The sequence below is a fragment of the Amycolatopsis sp. NPDC049688 genome (genome assembly GCF_040674975.1).
Taxonomy (GTDB): domain Bacteria; phylum Actinomycetota; class Actinomycetes; order Mycobacteriales; family Pseudonocardiaceae; genus Amycolatopsis.
This window is the reverse complement of sequence record NZ_JBFANY010000004.1, coordinates 410,120-424,587: the sequence shown is the minus strand read 5'-3', so window position 1 is coordinate 424,587 and position 14,468 is coordinate 410,120. Positions and strand designations below refer to the sequence as shown.

The following is a 14,468-nucleotide window of genomic DNA, read 5'->3' as shown; positions in this document are numbered from 1 at the left end:
GGCGCGCAGCCAGCGCACCCGGCCATCCGGGTGATAGGAATGGCCGGTGACCGAACCGAACCTGATCGAAGCCGCCGCGGCCGAGGCCGTCACGCTGACCAGTGAGCTCATCCGCATCGACACCACCAACACCGGTGACCCCGACACGCTGGTCGGGGAGCGGACGGCGGCCGAGTACGTCGCGGAGAAGCTGACCGACGCCGGGTACGAGATCACCTACGTCGAGTCCGGCGGGAAGAACCGGCACAACGTCTTCGTCCGGCTCGCGGGCGCCGACCCGAGCCGGGGTGCGCTGCTGATCCACGGGCACCTCGACGCGGTCCCCGCCGACCCGTCCGAGTGGTCGGTACACCCCTTCTCCGGCGCGATCCAGGACGACTACGTCTGGGGGCGCGGGGCGGTCGACATGAAGGACATGTGCGGGATGGCCCTGGCGCTCGCCCGGCACTACAAGCTGAACAACGTCGTGCCGCCGCGCGATCTCGTCTTCGCCTTCCTGGCCGACGAGGAGGCCGGCGGGCAGTACGGTGCCCAGTGGCTCGTCGAAAACCGGCCCGAGCTGTTCGAGGGCGTCACCGAGGCGATCAGCGAGGTCGGCGGCTTCTCCATCACGCTCAAGGACGACGTCCGCGCGTACCTCATCGAGACGGCGGAAAAGGGCATCCGCTGGATGAAGCTGCGCGTGCGCGGCACCGCCGGGCACGGCTCGATGATCCACCGCGACAACGCCGTCACCAAGCTCTCCGAGGCCGTCGCGAAGCTCGGCAACCACCGGTTCCCGCTCGTGCTCACCGACTCCGTGAAGGAGTTCCTCGCCGGCGTCACCGAAATCACCGGCTGGGACTTCCCCGAGGACGACCTCGAAGGCTCGGTCGCCAAGCTGGGCAACATCTCCCGGATGATCGGCGCGACCCTGCGCGACACCGCCAACCCGACGATGCTCACCGCCGGGTACAAGTCGAACGTCATCCCGTCGGTCGCCGAAGCCGCGGTCGACTGCCGCATCCTGCCCGGGCGGCTGGAGGCCTTCGACCGCGAGCTCGACGAGCTGCTCGGCCCGGACATCGAGAAGGAGTGGATGGAGCTGCCGCCGGTCGAGACGACCTTCGACGGCGCGCTCGTGGACGCGATGACCGCCGCCGTCCTGGCCGAGGACCCGGGCGCGAAGACGCTGCCGTACATGCTTTCCGGCGGCACCGACGCGAAGTCGTTCCAGCAGCTCGGCATCCGCAACTTCGGCTTCGCGCCGCTGAAGCTGCCGGCGGACCTGGACTTCTCGGCGCTGTTCCACGGCGTCGACGAGCGGGTTCCGGTGGAGGCGCTGAAGTTCGGCACCCGGGTGCTCGACCGGTTCCTGCGCACGTCCTGATGACCGGGTTCGCGCTCGCCGACGGCACGCTCCTGCAGGTCATCCGCCGGGGCGACCCGGCCGCGCCGGTGACCGTGGTGTTCGTCCACGGCTACGCGCTCGACCAGCGCAGCTGGGGCCGGATCGCGCCGCTGGTGCCGGACGCGGCCGGCGGGCCGGTGGCCGTGCTGACCTACGACCAGCGCGGCCACGGCGGATCGGGGCGGGCGCGGCGCGGCACCGCGACGATGGCCCAGCTCGGCGACGACCTCGCCGAACTGCTGGAGCGCGAAGTCCCCGGAGGCCGGGTGGTGCTCGTGGGCCACGACATGGGCGGCCTGGCCGTCATGTCGCTGTCCCAGCGGCACCCGGAGCTGTTCGCCGCACGGGTGTCCGGCCTGGTGCTGCTGGCGACGTCGTCGGGCACGCTCGCCACCGAGGTGTCGGCGGCCTGGCCGAACGCGCTGGGCAAACTGGCCCGCGACCTCGAGGCCGTGCTCGGCTCGAAGCTCTTCGGTGTCGTGCGCGAGCGCACCAGCCGGGCGGTCAGTGCGGGCCTGCGCTGGTGGCTGTTCGGCGACGACCCGGACCCGGAGCTGGTCGAGCTGACCGTGAAGATGATCCGCGGCAACTGGCCGCACACCGTCTCGCTGTTCCGCCCGGCCCTGGACGCCTACGCCCGCGAGGCGGCCCTGGCGCAGGTCAGCGGCCTGCCGGTGACGGCGATCGTGGGGGAGCGGGACCGGATCGTGCGCGCGTCCGACGTCGAGCAGTGGGTCCGCGGCCTCGACGCCGGGACCGCGGTGGTGCTGCCCGGCGTCGGGCACGTCGTGCCGCTGGAGGCCGCGGCCCAGGTGCTGCCCCGGGTCGTCGCGCTGGTCAACGCGAGTCACCGGAGCTGACGCGGCCCGCGGCCAGGAAGATCGGCACGGCGACGAACAGCCGGTCCGCGCGGGCCCGGGTGGTCTGCTCGGCCAGCCAGTCGCCGTCGCCGCCGAGGTTGGCCAGTACCGGCAGGGCCGCGGCGTCGGTCCACACCAGCGTGCGGACCTCGACGGTGACGTCGGTGAACCCGTGGTCCAGCAGGAGGTTCCGGTACCGCCGCGCGATCCGCGGGTGGGGCATGCCGTCCGCACGCGTGTGGACGATCGATCGGGTGCGGGCCGGATCGTCGGAGTCGATGACGATCGTGTCCCAGTCCTGGCCGGTCAGGACCGCGCGGCCGCCCGGGGCCAGCACCCGGCGGGCCTCGGCGACCGCCAGGGCGGGATCGGGCACCACGTGCAGGACCTTGTCGGCGCGGTAGCCGGAGACCGCACCGTCGTCGAGGGGCAGCGCGGAGGCGTCGGCGACGTGGAACTCGCCGTCCGGCCAGCGCGCGGCCGCCACCGAGATCATGGCCGGGTCGGCGTCGACGCCGATCGCCCGCACCCCGCGCGCGGCCAGTTCGCCGACGGCCCGCCCGCTGCCGCAGCCGACGTCGACCACGACGTCACCGAGTCCGAGGTAAGAGCGTTCTCGCAGGTCGACGGCTTGCGGGCGGTCGTCGAGGGCGTCGAGGAGGGTAAGCAACGTGGACATGCGGCCCATCCTGCGACTTAATGCCGACATGAAGTCAATCGGCGAAGTGGCGGCCCGGTTCGGGCTGCCGGCCCACGTGCTGCGCTACTGGGAAGCGGAAGGGCTGCTCACCCCGGCCCGGGCCGGGAACCGGCGCCGCTACACCGACGCGGACCTGCGCCGGGTGGCCGCGATCCTGGTCGCGAAGGAAGCCGGGTTCGAGCTCGCGGACATCCGGTCGATGCTGAACGACCGGTCCGCGGCCGGCCGGGCGGCGATGGCCGCCCGGCAGCGCGAGCGGCTGCGGGCCCGGATCGCCCGGGCGCAGGCCGCGCTCGAACTCATCGAGGGCGACTGCCGGCACGACGACCTGATGGCCTGCCCGCACTTCCAGAGCCTCCTGGACCGACAGCTCGAACATTCTTGACAACTTCTCTGTTCGGTCGCCATGCTGGGCGCATGTTCCCCGTGGCGGTGATCGAGGACCCGGCGGCGGCCGAGGTGTCGCTGGACCCGGTCCGGGCCCGGCTGCTGGCCGAACTGGCCGAACCCGCGTCGGCGACGATGCTCGCCGCGCGGGTCGGCCTGCCCCGGCAGAAGGTCAACTACCACCTCCGCGCGCTGGAGAGCCACGGCCTGGTGGAGCTGGTCGAGGAACGCCGCAAGGGCAACGTCACCGAGCGGATGATGCAGGCGACGGCGGCGTCGTACGTCATCTCGCCGGCGGCGCTGGCCGCGGTCCAGCCCGACCCGGCCCGCTCGCCCGACCGGCTCTCGGCGCGGTGGCTGCTCGCCGTCGCCGGACGGCTGGTGCGCGACGTCGGCCTCCTGATCACCGGCGCCGCCAAGGCCAAGCAGCGCCTGGCCACGTTCGCGCTCGACGGCGAGGTGCGGTTCGCCTCCGCCGCCGACCGGGCCGCGTTCGCCGAGGAGCTCACCGCCGCCGTCACCACGCTGGTGGGGAAGTACCACGACGAGACGGCCGAGAAGGGCCGCTCGTACCGGGTGGTCGTCGCCGTGCACCCGAGCGTCCCGGAGGAGTCCTGACGTGGGCCACGAGTTCGAACTGACCGACGTCGCCGAGGTCGGGGCCACGCCGGAGCAGGTGTGGGAAGCCATCGCCACCGGACCCGGCATCGACTCGTGGTTCATGGGCCGCAACGAGGTCGAGGGCGGCACCGGCGGCACGGTCCGCGGCGCCTTCGGCGGGTACCGGCCCGAATTCCGGATCTCCGGGTGGGAACCGCCGGAGAAGCTCGCCTACGGCAGCGAAACCGCGCCGGACGGACGCCGGATCGCCTACGAGTTCCTCATCGAGGGCCGCGACGGCGGCAGCACGGTGATCCGGTGCGTCACCAGCGGCTTCCTGCCGGGCGACGACTGGGAGGACGAGTTCGAGGCGATGACCACGGGCGGCGAGCTGTTCTTCCGCACCCTGGTCGAGTACGTGACCTGCTTCGCGGGCCGGACGGCCACCCCGGTCACCGCGTTCGGCCCGCCGGTGGGGGACTGGGACGAGGCGTGGACGCGGCTCGGTGCGGCCCTCGGCCTGCCCGCGCGCCCGGCCGAAGGCGACCGCGTCCGGATCGGCCAGGAGGGCGTCGTCTACGCCGTGAACGACCAGACGGCCGGCGTGCGGACGCCGGACGCGATGTTCCGGTTCGTACGCGGCTTCCAGGGCGCGATGGTCGCCTGTCACCACTTGTTCACCCCGGGTGCCGACGCGGACGTCGAGGAGAAGGCCTGGGGCGAGTGGCTGAACCGGGTGTTCGGCTAGGTCGGCAGGGCGCCGGGGAGGCTCTGGGCCGTCTTCTTGCGGCGCAGCCAGACCCGGCGCGTCCCGTCGGCGTAGAGCCGAACGGTGCGCAGTTCCCAGCCCGCGAACTCCGCGTGGATGGAGAGCTGGATCGCCGCCGCACGCCGGGACACGCCCGGGGGGAGGTGCAGGCGGCGATACTCCCAATCCCCTTCGACCACCGCCTCGCTGACCGCTGTCATGGCTGGATCACCTGGGTCCCTTCTCCGGCGGCCGAGCCGACGATCACCCGGCCGCTCTTCTCGTCCACCCCCACCGAGTCCGGCTGGCGCACGGTGGGGAACCGGTACTTCTCCACGGGCTCGCCGCCGCGGACGTCGAACCCGGCCACTTCGTTCCGTTCGGTGAGCGTCACCCACGCCAGGCTGCGCGCGGCGTCGTAGGCGATCCCGTACGCCCCGCCGGGCACCGGGTAGCGCTGCTTCAGGATCAGCGGGCCGGCCGAGAACGCCAGCAGCGCCCCCGCCCGCGCGTCGGTCACCAGCACCCGGCCGTAGGAGTCGGCCACGGCGTTCGCGGCGCCGTCCCCCGCCCGCAGGCCCTCGTTGACCTTGCCCGCGGCGATGTCCACCGAGAACACCGCGGTCCGCAGCCGGTCCAGCACCACGACCCCGTTGCCGGTGTCGACCACGTCGTCGGCGCTGTAGAGCTGCCCGCCGATCGTCCGCGCCGGGCCCGCCGCCGGCAGCACCTGGATGTCCTTCGCCGCCCCCATCGCCACCAGCCGATCGGACCCGTAGGCGACGCTCGACGCCGGCTGCCCGCCCGTCTTCGTCTCGGTCAGCTTCCGGTCCGGCAACGTCAGCTGCTGCACCACACCGGCCCCGGGCTCGGCGATCTCCACCCGCCCGGGCGTCACCGTCAGCCGTGATGCAGTACTGTATAACGGCATATTCACCGGCGCGGACGCCAGCGCGTTCAAGTCGTACAGCCGCAGAGCCGGCGGCGAGGAAACCGCAACGACGAGGGTCGACGTCTTCGAGTCCACGGCGACAGCCGAGACCGGACCGCCGCCGAGCACCTGACCGGCCGGCTTCACGGTCACCGCGGGGGAGACGGCCGGGCGCGCCGCGGTCGGGTTCGCCACGATCTGGAGGTCGTCGGAGGTGGACTTGGCCGACGAGCAGCCCGAGAGCACCAGGGCACCGGCGAGCGGGAGCGCGATCCACGACCCGGCGGCGAGCCGACGCACGTTGCGGCCTCCAGTTGTCCCTCGGCGGGCGGTCTTCACCAGCATGCTCCTTGATCCCCGTGCCGTCACGTGCGTGTCACCGAACAGACACCTGGCGCTCACCGCGGCCAGCGTTCGGGGTAGCCGACCTCGATCGCGCTGACGTCGTCGAGCGCGGACCGGATGGCGGGTGGCAGGGTGATGTCCTCCGCCGCCAGTGAGCCGGTGAGCTGGCCGGTGTCCCGCGCGCCGACGACCGGGGCGACCACGCCGGGCCGGTCGCGGACCCAGGCGAGGGCGACCGCCAGCGGGGACGTGCCGAGCCCGTCGGCGGCGGTCGCGACGGCCTGCACGATCCGGGCGGCGCGGTCGGTGCGGTGGTGCTCGACGTACCCGGCGTAGGCGCTGTTCGCGCCGCGGGAGTCGGCGGGGGTGCCGGTGCGGTACTTGCCGGTCAGGACGCCGCGGCCGAGCGGCGCCCACGGCAGCAGCCCGATGCCGTGGTGCTCGGCGGCGGGCACGACTTCGCGGTCGACCCCGCGCTCGAGCAGCGAGTACTCGACCTGGGTGGAGACGAGGGGCGCGGCGGCCGGCGCGCCCGTGGCGGCGGTGGCCAGCTGCCAGCCCGCGTAGTTCGAGACGCCGACGTAGCGGACCTTTCCGCTGGTCACGGCGTACTCGAGGGCGGAGAGGGTCTCGGCGAGCGGCACGCAGTCGTCCCAGGCGTGCAGCTGCCACAGGTCGATGTGGTCGGTGCCGAGCCGCTTGAGGGAGCCGTCGAGCGCGCTGAGCAGGGCGCCGCGGGAGGCGCCGCCGCCGAACGGGCCTTCGGTGCGCCGGGCGACCGCCTTCGTGGCGAGGACGACGTCTTCGCGGGGCACGAGGTCGCCGAGCAGCGAGCCGAGCACCCGTTCGCTCTCGCCCTCGCCGTAGATGTCGGCCGTGTCCACCAGGGTGCCGCCGGCGTCGACGAAGGCGACCAGCTGGCTGGCGGCCTCCTCCGCGTCCGTGTCGCCACCCCAGGTCATGGTGCCGAGCGCCATCCGGGAGACGCGCAGTCCCGAGCGGCCGAGCAGTCGCTTTTCCACGACCGCCGAGCCTAGTGGGCTGGCCCGTCCGGAGGAGACCAAGGTGAGTCGTGTCGCGATCAAGGCCCCCGTTAGGGTCTGGCCCCGTGCGACTCGGACTGAATCTCGGCTACTGGGGCGCGGGGAACGACCCCGCGCACCTGGTCCTGGCGAAACGTGCGGAGGAGCTGGGGTACGCGGTCGTGTGGGCGGCGGAGGCCTACGGCTCGGACGCGGTCACCGTGCTCACCTGGATCGCGGCGCAGACGTCCCGGATCGACGTCGGGGCCGCCGTGCTGCAGATCCCGGCCCGCACCCCGGCGATGACGGCGATGACCGCCGCGACCCTGGACACGCTTTCGGGCGGCCGGTTCCGGCTGGGCCTGGGCGTGTCGGGCCCGCAGGTGTCCGAGGGCTGGCACGGCGTGCGGTTCACCTCGCCGGTGGGCCGCACCCGCGAGTACGCCGCGATCGTGCGCTCGGCGCTGCGGCGGGAGCGGGTGCGGTTCGAGGGCGAGCACTTCACGCTGCCGCTGCCGGACGGCCCCGGCAAGGCGTTGCGGATGACCGTCCGGCCGGCCCGCAAGCACGTCCCGCTGTACCTGGCCGCGATCGGGCCGAAGAACCTGGAGCTGGCCGGGGAGATCGCCGACGGCTGGCTGCCGGTGTTCTTCTCGCCGGCCCACGCGGGGGAGCAGCTGGCCCACGTCCGGGCCGGCGCCGAGCGGGCGGGCCGCGCGCTGGACGGCTTCGACGTCGTCCCGTCGGTGCCGCTGGTGCCGGGGGACGACTGGCGGGTCTGCGCGGACGCCGTCCGTGGCTACGCGGCCCTCTACCTCGGGGGGATGGGGAGCAGGGAGAAGAACTTCTACAACCGGCTGGCGTGCCGGATGGGATTCGCGGCCGAGGCCGCCGAAGTGCAGGAGAAGTACCTGGCCGGTGACCGGGCGGGGGCGATGGCGGCGGTGCCGCCGGAGTTCCTCGACGCGACGTCGCTGCTGGGTCCGAAGGAACGGATCGCGGAGAAGATGAAGGAATACGCCGAAGCCGGCGTGACGACCCTGTCGGTGTCGCCGTACGCGCCGGAGCCGGCCGCAGCGCTGCGCACCGCCGCCGAGGCTCTGGACCTGGCGGGGGTGGCCTGACGTGGGGTGGTTCGAAGCGCTCGTCCTGGGCCTGGTGCAGGGCCTGACCGAGTTCCTGCCGATCTCCTCGAGCGCGCACCTGCGGATCGTCGCGGCGCTGGCGGGCTGGGACGACCCGGGCGCGGCGTTCACCGCCGTCACCCAGATCGGCACCGAGCTGGCGGTGATCATCTACTTCGGGCCGAAGATCGGGAAGATCCTGCGGGCCTGGTTCTTCTCGCTGTACAAGGCGGAGTGGCGCCGTGACCCGGACGCCCGGCTGGGCTGGCTGATCATCGTCGGCTCGCTGCCGATCGTGGTGCTCGGGCTGCTGCTGCAGGACCAGATCGACAGCGCGTTCCGCGACCTGCGGATCACCGCGACCGTGCTCATCGTGTTCGGCGTGATCCTGCTGGTCGCCGACCGGATCGGGCGGCAGGACCGGACGCTGGACGACCTGACCGTGCCGCACGGGCTCGGCTTCGGGTTCGCGCAGGCGCTGGCCCTGATCCCGGGTGTGTCCCGCTCGGGCGGCACCACGAGCGCGGGCCTGCTGCTGGGCTACACGCGGGCGGAGGCGGCGGAGTACTCGTTCCTGCTGGCCCTGCCGGCGGTGTTCGGGTCGGGCGTGTACAAGCTCAAGGACATCGGCTCGGGCGGCGTGCCGGCCCAGTGGGGCCCGACGATCCTGGCCACGCTGGTCGCCTTCGGCGTCGGCTACGCGGTGATCGCCTGGCTGATGGCCTACATCAAGAAGCGCAGCTTCGTGCCGTTCGTGGTCTACCGGCTGGTGCTCGGTGTGCTGCTGTACGTGCTGATCTTCAGCGGTGTCCTGGACCCGAACGCCGGGCCCGTCGGGCACTGATCGCGGCCACGTAGGGTGGGGGCCGTGAGTACGGTCATTCTGCTCCGGCACGGCAAGTCGACGGCCAACGGATCCGGCGTCCTCGCCGGGCGGTCCCCGAAGGTGAACCTCGACGACACCGGCCGCGCCCAGGCGGAGAAGCTCGTCGAACGGCTCGACGGCGTGCCCCTCGCGGGGCTCGTGGTCTCGCCGATGCTGCGGTGCAAGCAGACCGTCGGCCCCCTGGCGGCGGCCAGGGGGCTCGACAAGGTCGTCGAGCCGGGGCTGTCCGAAGTGGACTACGGCGAGTGGACGGGCCGGGAGCTCAAGCACCTCGCCAAGGAACCGCTCTGGCGGGTCGTGCAGGCGCACGCCTCCGCGGCGGTCTTTCCCGGCGGCGAAGGGCTCGCGGCGATGCAGGCGCGGTCGGTGGCCGCCGTCCGCGCGCACGACCGGCGGATCTCGGCCGAGCACGGCGACCACGCCGTCTGGCTCCTGTGCAGCCACGGTGACGTGATCAAGTCCATCCTCGCCGACGCGCTCGGCCAGCACCTGGACGCCTTCCAGCGGATCGTCGTCGACCCGGCGTCGATCTCGGTCGTGCGCTACACCGAGACGCGGCCGTTCGTCATGCGGGTCAACGACCACGGCGGCGATCTCCGCGGGATCGTGCCGCCGGAGCCCAAGCCCAAGCGCGGGAAGAAGGCCGGTGAAAAGGGTGTGAGCAGCGACGCCGTCGTGGGCGGTGGCACGGGCCGGTGACCCCGGCCACCTCCGGAAAGCGCTGACACGCGCACAGGAAGACCACGTAGGGTGGCGGGACCGAGTGTGTCTGTCCCCGACCAGGAGCCTGCCCGATGATTTCGCCGGACAATCCGTTCGCCGCACCCAGCGAGCTGCCCTACGCCCTGCCGCCCTTCGACCGGATCTCCGACGAGCACTACCGGCCCGCGTTCGAAGCCGGGCTGGCCGAGCACGCGGCGGAGATCGAGCAGATCGCGGCGCAGGACGCCGAGCCGACGTTCGAGAACACCATCGTGGCCCTCGAGCGCGCCGGCGAGCTGCTGGGCCGCGTGGCGAGCGTGTTCTACAACCTGGCCGGCTCCAACAGCACCGACGAGATCCAGGCCATCCAGGCGGAGTTCGCGCCGAAGCTGGCCGCCCACCACGACGCCATCCACCTGAACCCGCAGCTGTTCGCCCGGATCGACGCGCTCCACGCGCGGCGCGGCGAGCTCGGCCTGGACACGGAGTCGCTGCGGCTGCTGGAGCGGCGGCACACCGACTTCAGCCGGGCCGGCGCCGGCCTCGGCGAGGCCGAGCAGGCCCGGCTGCGCGAGCTCAACGAGCAGCTGTCCACCCTGCAGACGAAGTTCCAGCAGAACCTGCTCAAGGACACCAACGAGCTGGCCGTGGTGATCGCCGACCGCGCCGAGCTCGACGGCTTCGGCGAAGGCGCGATCGCCACCGCGGCCGAGGCGGCCGCCGCCCGGGGCGAGGACGGCAAGTACGTGCTCACGCTGAGCCTGCCGACCAGCCAGGCGTCACCGCTGGAGACCCTGTGCAACCGCGAGGTTCGCGAGCGGATCCACGCCGCGTCGATGGCGCGGGGCAACCGGGGCAACGACTACGACAACAACGCCGTCGTCGCCGAGATCGTGCGGCTGCGCGCGGAGCGGGCCGCGCTCCTGGGCTACCCCGACCACGCCGCGTACGTCATCGCGGACGAGACGGCGAAGACCGCCGAAGCCGCCGCCGGGCTGCTGGAACGGCTGGCGCCCGCCGCGGTCGCGAACGCCCGCGCCGAAGCCGCCGAACTGCAGCAGCTGCTGGAAGCCGACGTGCCGGGGGCGACGCTGCGGCCGTCGGACTGGCCGTACTACGCCGCCCAGGTCCGCCGTGAGCGGTTCGACGTCGACACCGAGGCCCTGCGCCCGTACTTCGAAGCCGGCCGGGTGTACCTCGACGGTGTCTTCTTCGCCGCGACGAAGCTGTACGGCCTCACGTTCACCGAGCGCGAAGACCTGCCGAAGTACCACCCGGAGGTCCGGACCTTCGAGGTCTTCGACGCCGACGGCACCCCGCTGGGCCTGTACCTGCTCGACCTGTATACCCGCGACGCCAAGCGCGGCGGCGCCTGGATGAACACCTTCGTCGACCAGTCCGAGCTGCTGGGCCGCAAGACCGTCGTGGTCAACGTGCTCAACGTGAACAAGCCGCCGGCGGGGGAGCCCACCCTGCTGACCTTCGACGAGGTCGTCACCGCGTTCCACGAGTTCGGCCACGCCCTCCACGCGCTGGTCTCCGCGGTCCGGTACCCGACCTTCTCCGGCACCAACGTGCCCCGCGACTTCGTCGAATACCCCTCGCAGGTCAACGAGATGTGGATGCTGTGGCCGGAGGTCCTCGCCAACTACGCGAAGCACCACGAGACCGGCGAGGCGCTGCCGCAGGAGCAGGTCGAGAAGCTGCTCGCCGCCCAGCAGTACGGCGAAGGGTTCTCCACCACCGAGTACCTCGCGGCGTCCTTGCTCGACCAGGCCTGGCACAGCCTCGGCGTCGACGACCGCGTGGGGGAGGTGCAGCCGTTCGAACGGGAAGCGCTCGTGAAGGCCGGTGTGGCCGTCGACGCCATCCCGCCGCGCTACCGCACGACCTACTTCGCCCACATCTTCAGCGGCGGCTACAGCGCCGGGTACTACTCCTACATCTGGAGCGAGGTCCTCGACGCCGACACCGTCCAGTGGTTCCGGGAGAGCGGGGGACTGACCCGCGAAAACGGCGACCACTTCCGCCGCACCCTGCTCGGCCGCGGCGGCAGCGTCGATCCGATGGACGCCTTCCGCGCCTTCCGGGGCCGCGACCCCGAGATCGAGCCCCTGCTGGCCCGCCGCGGCCTCAACGGGGTCTGACCTCCTTATTGTATAACGACCTATACAGCCGGGCTGGTTTTTCGCACCAGACCCGCAGTATCAATTGCCCAAAAACCCGCAAAGACGCCGGTGACCGGCTCAGGTCACCAGGTCGAGCCAGGCTTCCGCGAGGGCGCGGTGGCCGGCCGGAGTCGGATGTACGCCGTCTTCCGACCAGCGTTCCGGCCGGTCCGAGGTGGACAGTCCGGCGAAGAGGGTGTCGGCGGCGAGCAGTTCGGCGTGGTACTCGGCCGCGAGGTCCCGCACGGCGCGGATCTTCGGGTCGAGGCCGGTGCGCCAGGCCCGCCGGGTGTCTTCGCCGATGATGACGTCGGCGGCCTCGCCGTCGCGGTGGATGCCGGCCGTGATGTCGCCGCGGACCGGCACGAGGAACGGTTCGATGAGGATGAGCTCGGTGCCTGCTTCGGCGAGCGGGGCGAGCAGGCGGTGGTAGTTCGCGGTGAACTCGGCTGCGGAGATTTCGCGGGCCGCGGGGTCGAAGGTGTGCCGTCCGTTGTCGTTGACGCCGACGAGGACGGACACCACGTCGGGGTGGGCGTCGAGGACGTCGGTTCGCCAGCGGGCCTCGAGGTCTTCGGTGGTGTCTCCGGCGTGGGCGGTGTTGATCTAGGTCAGCGGCCGTTCGGGGTGGCGGAAGCACCATTCGCCCGCGACGAGCAGGGGATAGCCGCAGCGGTCTTCGCCGTCGGGGCGCCAGAGGTCGGTGATGGAGTCGCCGGTGAACAGCACCGTGCTGTGGGACTTGAGTGTGATCGTCATGGGGCCGAGCCTGGTGGGTGTGGCTGGCGGGGAACGCACGCCGGGCTGGCAGCCGGCTGGCATTCCCCGCCGCGAGGTGTCAGGCCGTGGTGCGGTGCTCGTTGGCGACGATGTGGTCGACGAAGCCGTAGGTGAGGGCTTCGTCGGCGTCGAACCAGCGGTCGCGGTCGGCGTCGGCGGTGATGCGTTCGACGGTCTGGCCGGTCTGGCGGGCGGTGATTTCGGCGATGCGGCGTTTCATCCGGCCGAACACTTCGGCCTGGATGGCGATGTCGGTGGCGGCGCCGCTGATCCCGGCGGAGGGCTGGTGCATGACGATCCGGGTGTTGGGCAGCAGGTAGCGCTTGCCGGGGGTGCCGGAGGAGAGCAGGAACTGGCCCATGGAGGCGACGAAGCCGAGGCCGTAGGTGGCGACGTCGGGTTTGACGAGCTGCATGGTGTCGTAGATGGCCATGCCGGCGGTGACGGAGCCGCCGGGGGAGTTGATGTAGAAGGTGATGTCCTTCGCCGGGTCGTCGGCGGCGAGCAGGAGCAGCTGGGCGACGATCCGGTTGGCGACCTCGTCGTTGACCTCGGTGCCGAGGAAGACGATGCGGTCGCGCAGGAGCTGCTGGTAGACCGTGTCGTCGGGGGACTGGACGGGGGCCTGCATGTCGGGCACGGCGAGAAGGGTCATGGGGCGACGGTAGGGCGCAAGATCCGGTTCGCGGTGGTGGTTTCGCTGTGGGCGTGCGGTGTTCGCCGGACGCGAAAGGGGGCCGCCGTCCACTGCGGACGGCGGCCCCCTTTTTTTCCGGTGTGCAGGCTCAGATGAGGCCGAGCTTCTGCACGGTGTCGCGTTCCTCGACGAGCTCGTTGACGGAGGCGTCGATGCGGGCGCGGGAGAAGTCGTCGATCTCGAGGCCCTGGACGATCTTGTACTGGCCGTTCTCGGCGGTGACCGGGAAGGACGAGATGAGGCCTTCGGGGACGCCGTAGGAGCCGTCGGAGGCGACGGCGGCGGAGGTCCAGTCGCCCGCGGGGGTGCCGTTGACCCAGGTGTAGACGTGGTCGATGGCGGCGGAGGCGGCCGAGGCGGCGGAGGAGAGGCCGCGGGCTTCGATGATGGCGGCGCCGCGCTTGGCGACGGTGGGGATGAAGTCGTTTTCGAGCCAGGCCTGGTCGACGGCGTCGGCGATGGCCTTGCCGCCGAATTCGGCGTGCTGGACCGAGGGGTACTGGGTGGCGGAGTGGTTGCCCCAGATGGCGACCTTCTTGAGGTCGGTCACCGGGACGCCGAGCTTCTTGGCGAGCTGGGCGAGGGCGCGGTTGTGGTCGAGGCGGGTCATCGCGGTGAAGCGGTCGGCCGGCACGTCGGGGGCGTGCGAGCGGGCGATGAGGGCGTTGGTGTTGGCGGGGTTGCCGACGACGAGGACCTTGATGTCGTCGGCGGCGCCGGCGTTGATGGCTTCGCCCTGGGGCTTGAAGATGCCGCCGTTGGCTTCGAGGAGGTCGCCGCGCTCCATGCCCTTGCTGCGGGGGCGGGCGCCGACGAGGAGGGCGATGTTGGTGCCTTCGAAGGCCTGCTTGGGGTCGTCGAAGATGTCGGTGCCGGCGAGGAGGGGGAACGCGCCGTCTTCGAGTTCCATCGCGGTGCCCTCGGCCGCCTTGACCGCCTGCGGGATCTCGAGGAGCCGCAGCTTCACGGGGACGTCCTGGCCGAGGAGCTGACCGGACGCGATGCGGAAGAGCAGCGCGTAGCCGATCTGGCCGGCGGCGCCGGTGACGGTCACGTTGACTGGGGCTTGGGTCATTGCGGTTCTCCAGCTTGAGACGACTTTGGCTAGTGCTTGGGAGCCTATCCCTC

At 72.0% G+C, this 14,468-nt stretch carries 17 protein-coding genes; 9 read left to right on the top strand and 8 right to left on the bottom strand.

The genetic code is table 11. The annotated features are described in order from the left end of the window. Window positions 1-46: 46 nt before the first annotated feature. On the top strand, window positions 47-1,369 hold the full coding sequence (locus AB0J55_RS17295) for a M20/M25/M40 family metallo-hydrolase (RefSeq protein ID WP_364248869.1): 1,323 nt from the start codon (window positions 47-49) through the stop codon (window positions 1,367-1,369). Next, window positions 1,369-2,250, top strand: a complete 882-nt coding sequence (locus AB0J55_RS17290) for an alpha/beta hydrolase (protein WP_364248867.1) — start codon at window positions 1,369-1,371, stop codon at window positions 2,248-2,250. Before AB0J55_RS17295 ends, AB0J55_RS17290 begins: the two co-directional genes overlap by 1 nt. On the opposite strand, the gene AB0J55_RS17285 is transcribed toward AB0J55_RS17290, so the two are convergent. Then, the gene (locus tag AB0J55_RS17285; protein ID WP_364248865.1) at window positions 2,228-2,929 is read right to left on the bottom strand and encodes a methyltransferase domain-containing protein; all 702 of its coding nucleotides are present in this window, start codon (window positions 2,927-2,929) and stop codon (window positions 2,228-2,230) included. The two genes, AB0J55_RS17290 and AB0J55_RS17285, sit on opposite strands and share 23 nt — an antisense overlap. A 28-nt stretch (window positions 2,930-2,957) precedes the next feature. Between AB0J55_RS17285 and AB0J55_RS17280 the strand changes: the two genes are divergently transcribed. From AB0J55_RS17280 to AB0J55_RS17270, 3 genes are read left to right on the top strand one after another with little or no spacing between them, the layout of a single operon-like run. Continuing rightward, on the top strand, window positions 2,958-3,335 hold the full coding sequence (locus AB0J55_RS17280; protein WP_364248863.1) for a MerR family transcriptional regulator: 378 nt from the start codon (window positions 2,958-2,960) through the stop codon (window positions 3,333-3,335). A 32-nt stretch (window positions 3,336-3,367) separates the two neighbouring features. Further along, the gene (locus AB0J55_RS17275; protein ID WP_364248861.1) at window positions 3,368-3,955 is read left to right on the top strand and encodes a helix-turn-helix domain-containing protein; all 588 of its coding nucleotides are present in this window, start codon (window positions 3,368-3,370) and stop codon (window positions 3,953-3,955) included. A 1-nt stretch (window position 3,956) separates the two neighbouring features. Continuing rightward, window positions 3,957-4,685, top strand: coding sequence for an SRPBCC domain-containing protein (locus AB0J55_RS17270; RefSeq protein ID WP_364248859.1), 729 nt, complete (start codon window positions 3,957-3,959; stop codon window positions 4,683-4,685). On the opposite strand, the gene AB0J55_RS17265 is transcribed toward AB0J55_RS17270, so the two are convergent. From AB0J55_RS17265 to AB0J55_RS17255, 3 genes are all read right to left on the bottom strand, one after another. Beyond that, a complete protein-coding gene (locus AB0J55_RS17265) occupies window positions 4,682-4,906 on the bottom strand; it encodes a DUF5703 family protein (RefSeq protein ID WP_004561940.1) in 225 nt (74 codons plus the stop codon). The two genes, AB0J55_RS17270 and AB0J55_RS17265, sit on opposite strands and share 4 nt — an antisense overlap. After that, complete coding sequence (locus tag AB0J55_RS17260) at window positions 4,903-5,916, bottom strand: hypothetical protein (protein WP_364249541.1); 1,014 nt, start codon at window positions 5,914-5,916, stop codon at window positions 4,903-4,905. The genes AB0J55_RS17265 and AB0J55_RS17260 overlap by 4 nt, the downstream gene beginning before the upstream one ends. A 98-nt stretch (window positions 5,917-6,014) precedes the next feature. Further along, entirely contained in the window at window positions 6,015-6,983 is a 969-nt protein-coding gene (locus tag AB0J55_RS17255; RefSeq protein WP_364248857.1) for an aldo/keto reductase, read from the bottom strand. 86 nt (window positions 6,984-7,069) lie between these two features. Between AB0J55_RS17255 and AB0J55_RS17250 the strand changes: the two genes are divergently transcribed. The 4 genes from AB0J55_RS17250 to AB0J55_RS17235 all read left to right on the top strand — a co-directional run bounded on the left by AB0J55_RS17250 (window position 7,070) and on the right by AB0J55_RS17235 (window position 11,842). Next, complete coding sequence (locus tag AB0J55_RS17250; RefSeq protein ID WP_364248855.1) at window positions 7,070-8,107, top strand: LLM class F420-dependent oxidoreductase; 1,038 nt, start codon at window positions 7,070-7,072, stop codon at window positions 8,105-8,107. 1 nt (window position 8,108) lies between these two features. Next, entirely contained in the window at window positions 8,109-8,951 is an 843-nt protein-coding gene (locus AB0J55_RS17245; protein ID WP_364248853.1) for an undecaprenyl-diphosphate phosphatase, read from the top strand. 24 nt (window positions 8,952-8,975) lie between these two features. Continuing rightward, window positions 8,976-9,692, top strand: coding sequence for a histidine phosphatase family protein (locus tag AB0J55_RS17240; protein WP_364248851.1), 717 nt, complete (start codon window positions 8,976-8,978; stop codon window positions 9,690-9,692). A 95-nt stretch (window positions 9,693-9,787) separates the two neighbouring features. Continuing rightward, on the top strand, window positions 9,788-11,842 hold the full coding sequence (locus AB0J55_RS17235) for a M3 family metallopeptidase (protein WP_364248849.1): 2,055 nt from the start codon (window positions 9,788-9,790) through the stop codon (window positions 11,840-11,842). A 99-nt stretch (window positions 11,843-11,941) separates the two neighbouring features. Here the strand turns inward: AB0J55_RS17235 and AB0J55_RS17230 are convergent, their stop codons facing one another. The 4 genes from AB0J55_RS17230 to AB0J55_RS17215 all read right to left on the bottom strand — a co-directional run bounded on the left by AB0J55_RS17230 (window position 11,942) and on the right by AB0J55_RS17215 (window position 14,415). Continuing rightward, window positions 11,942-12,469, bottom strand: coding sequence for a GDSL-type esterase/lipase family protein (locus AB0J55_RS17230; protein WP_364249538.1), 528 nt, complete (start codon window positions 12,467-12,469; stop codon window positions 11,942-11,944). After that, entirely contained in the window at window positions 12,470-12,622 is a 153-nt protein-coding gene (locus tag AB0J55_RS17225) for a hypothetical protein (protein ID WP_364248847.1), read from the bottom strand. It abuts the gene before it with no gap. A gap of 79 nt (window positions 12,623-12,701) precedes the next feature. Then, window positions 12,702-13,298 (bottom strand): ATP-dependent Clp protease proteolytic subunit, encoded by a 597-nt coding sequence (locus AB0J55_RS17220; protein WP_364248845.1) that lies wholly within the window; start codon window positions 13,296-13,298, stop codon window positions 12,702-12,704. A 130-nt stretch (window positions 13,299-13,428) separates the two neighbouring features. Then, on the bottom strand, window positions 13,429-14,415 hold the full coding sequence (locus tag AB0J55_RS17215; protein ID WP_364248843.1) for a malate dehydrogenase: 987 nt from the start codon (window positions 14,413-14,415) through the stop codon (window positions 13,429-13,431). Window positions 14,416-14,468: the final 53 nt, after the last annotated feature.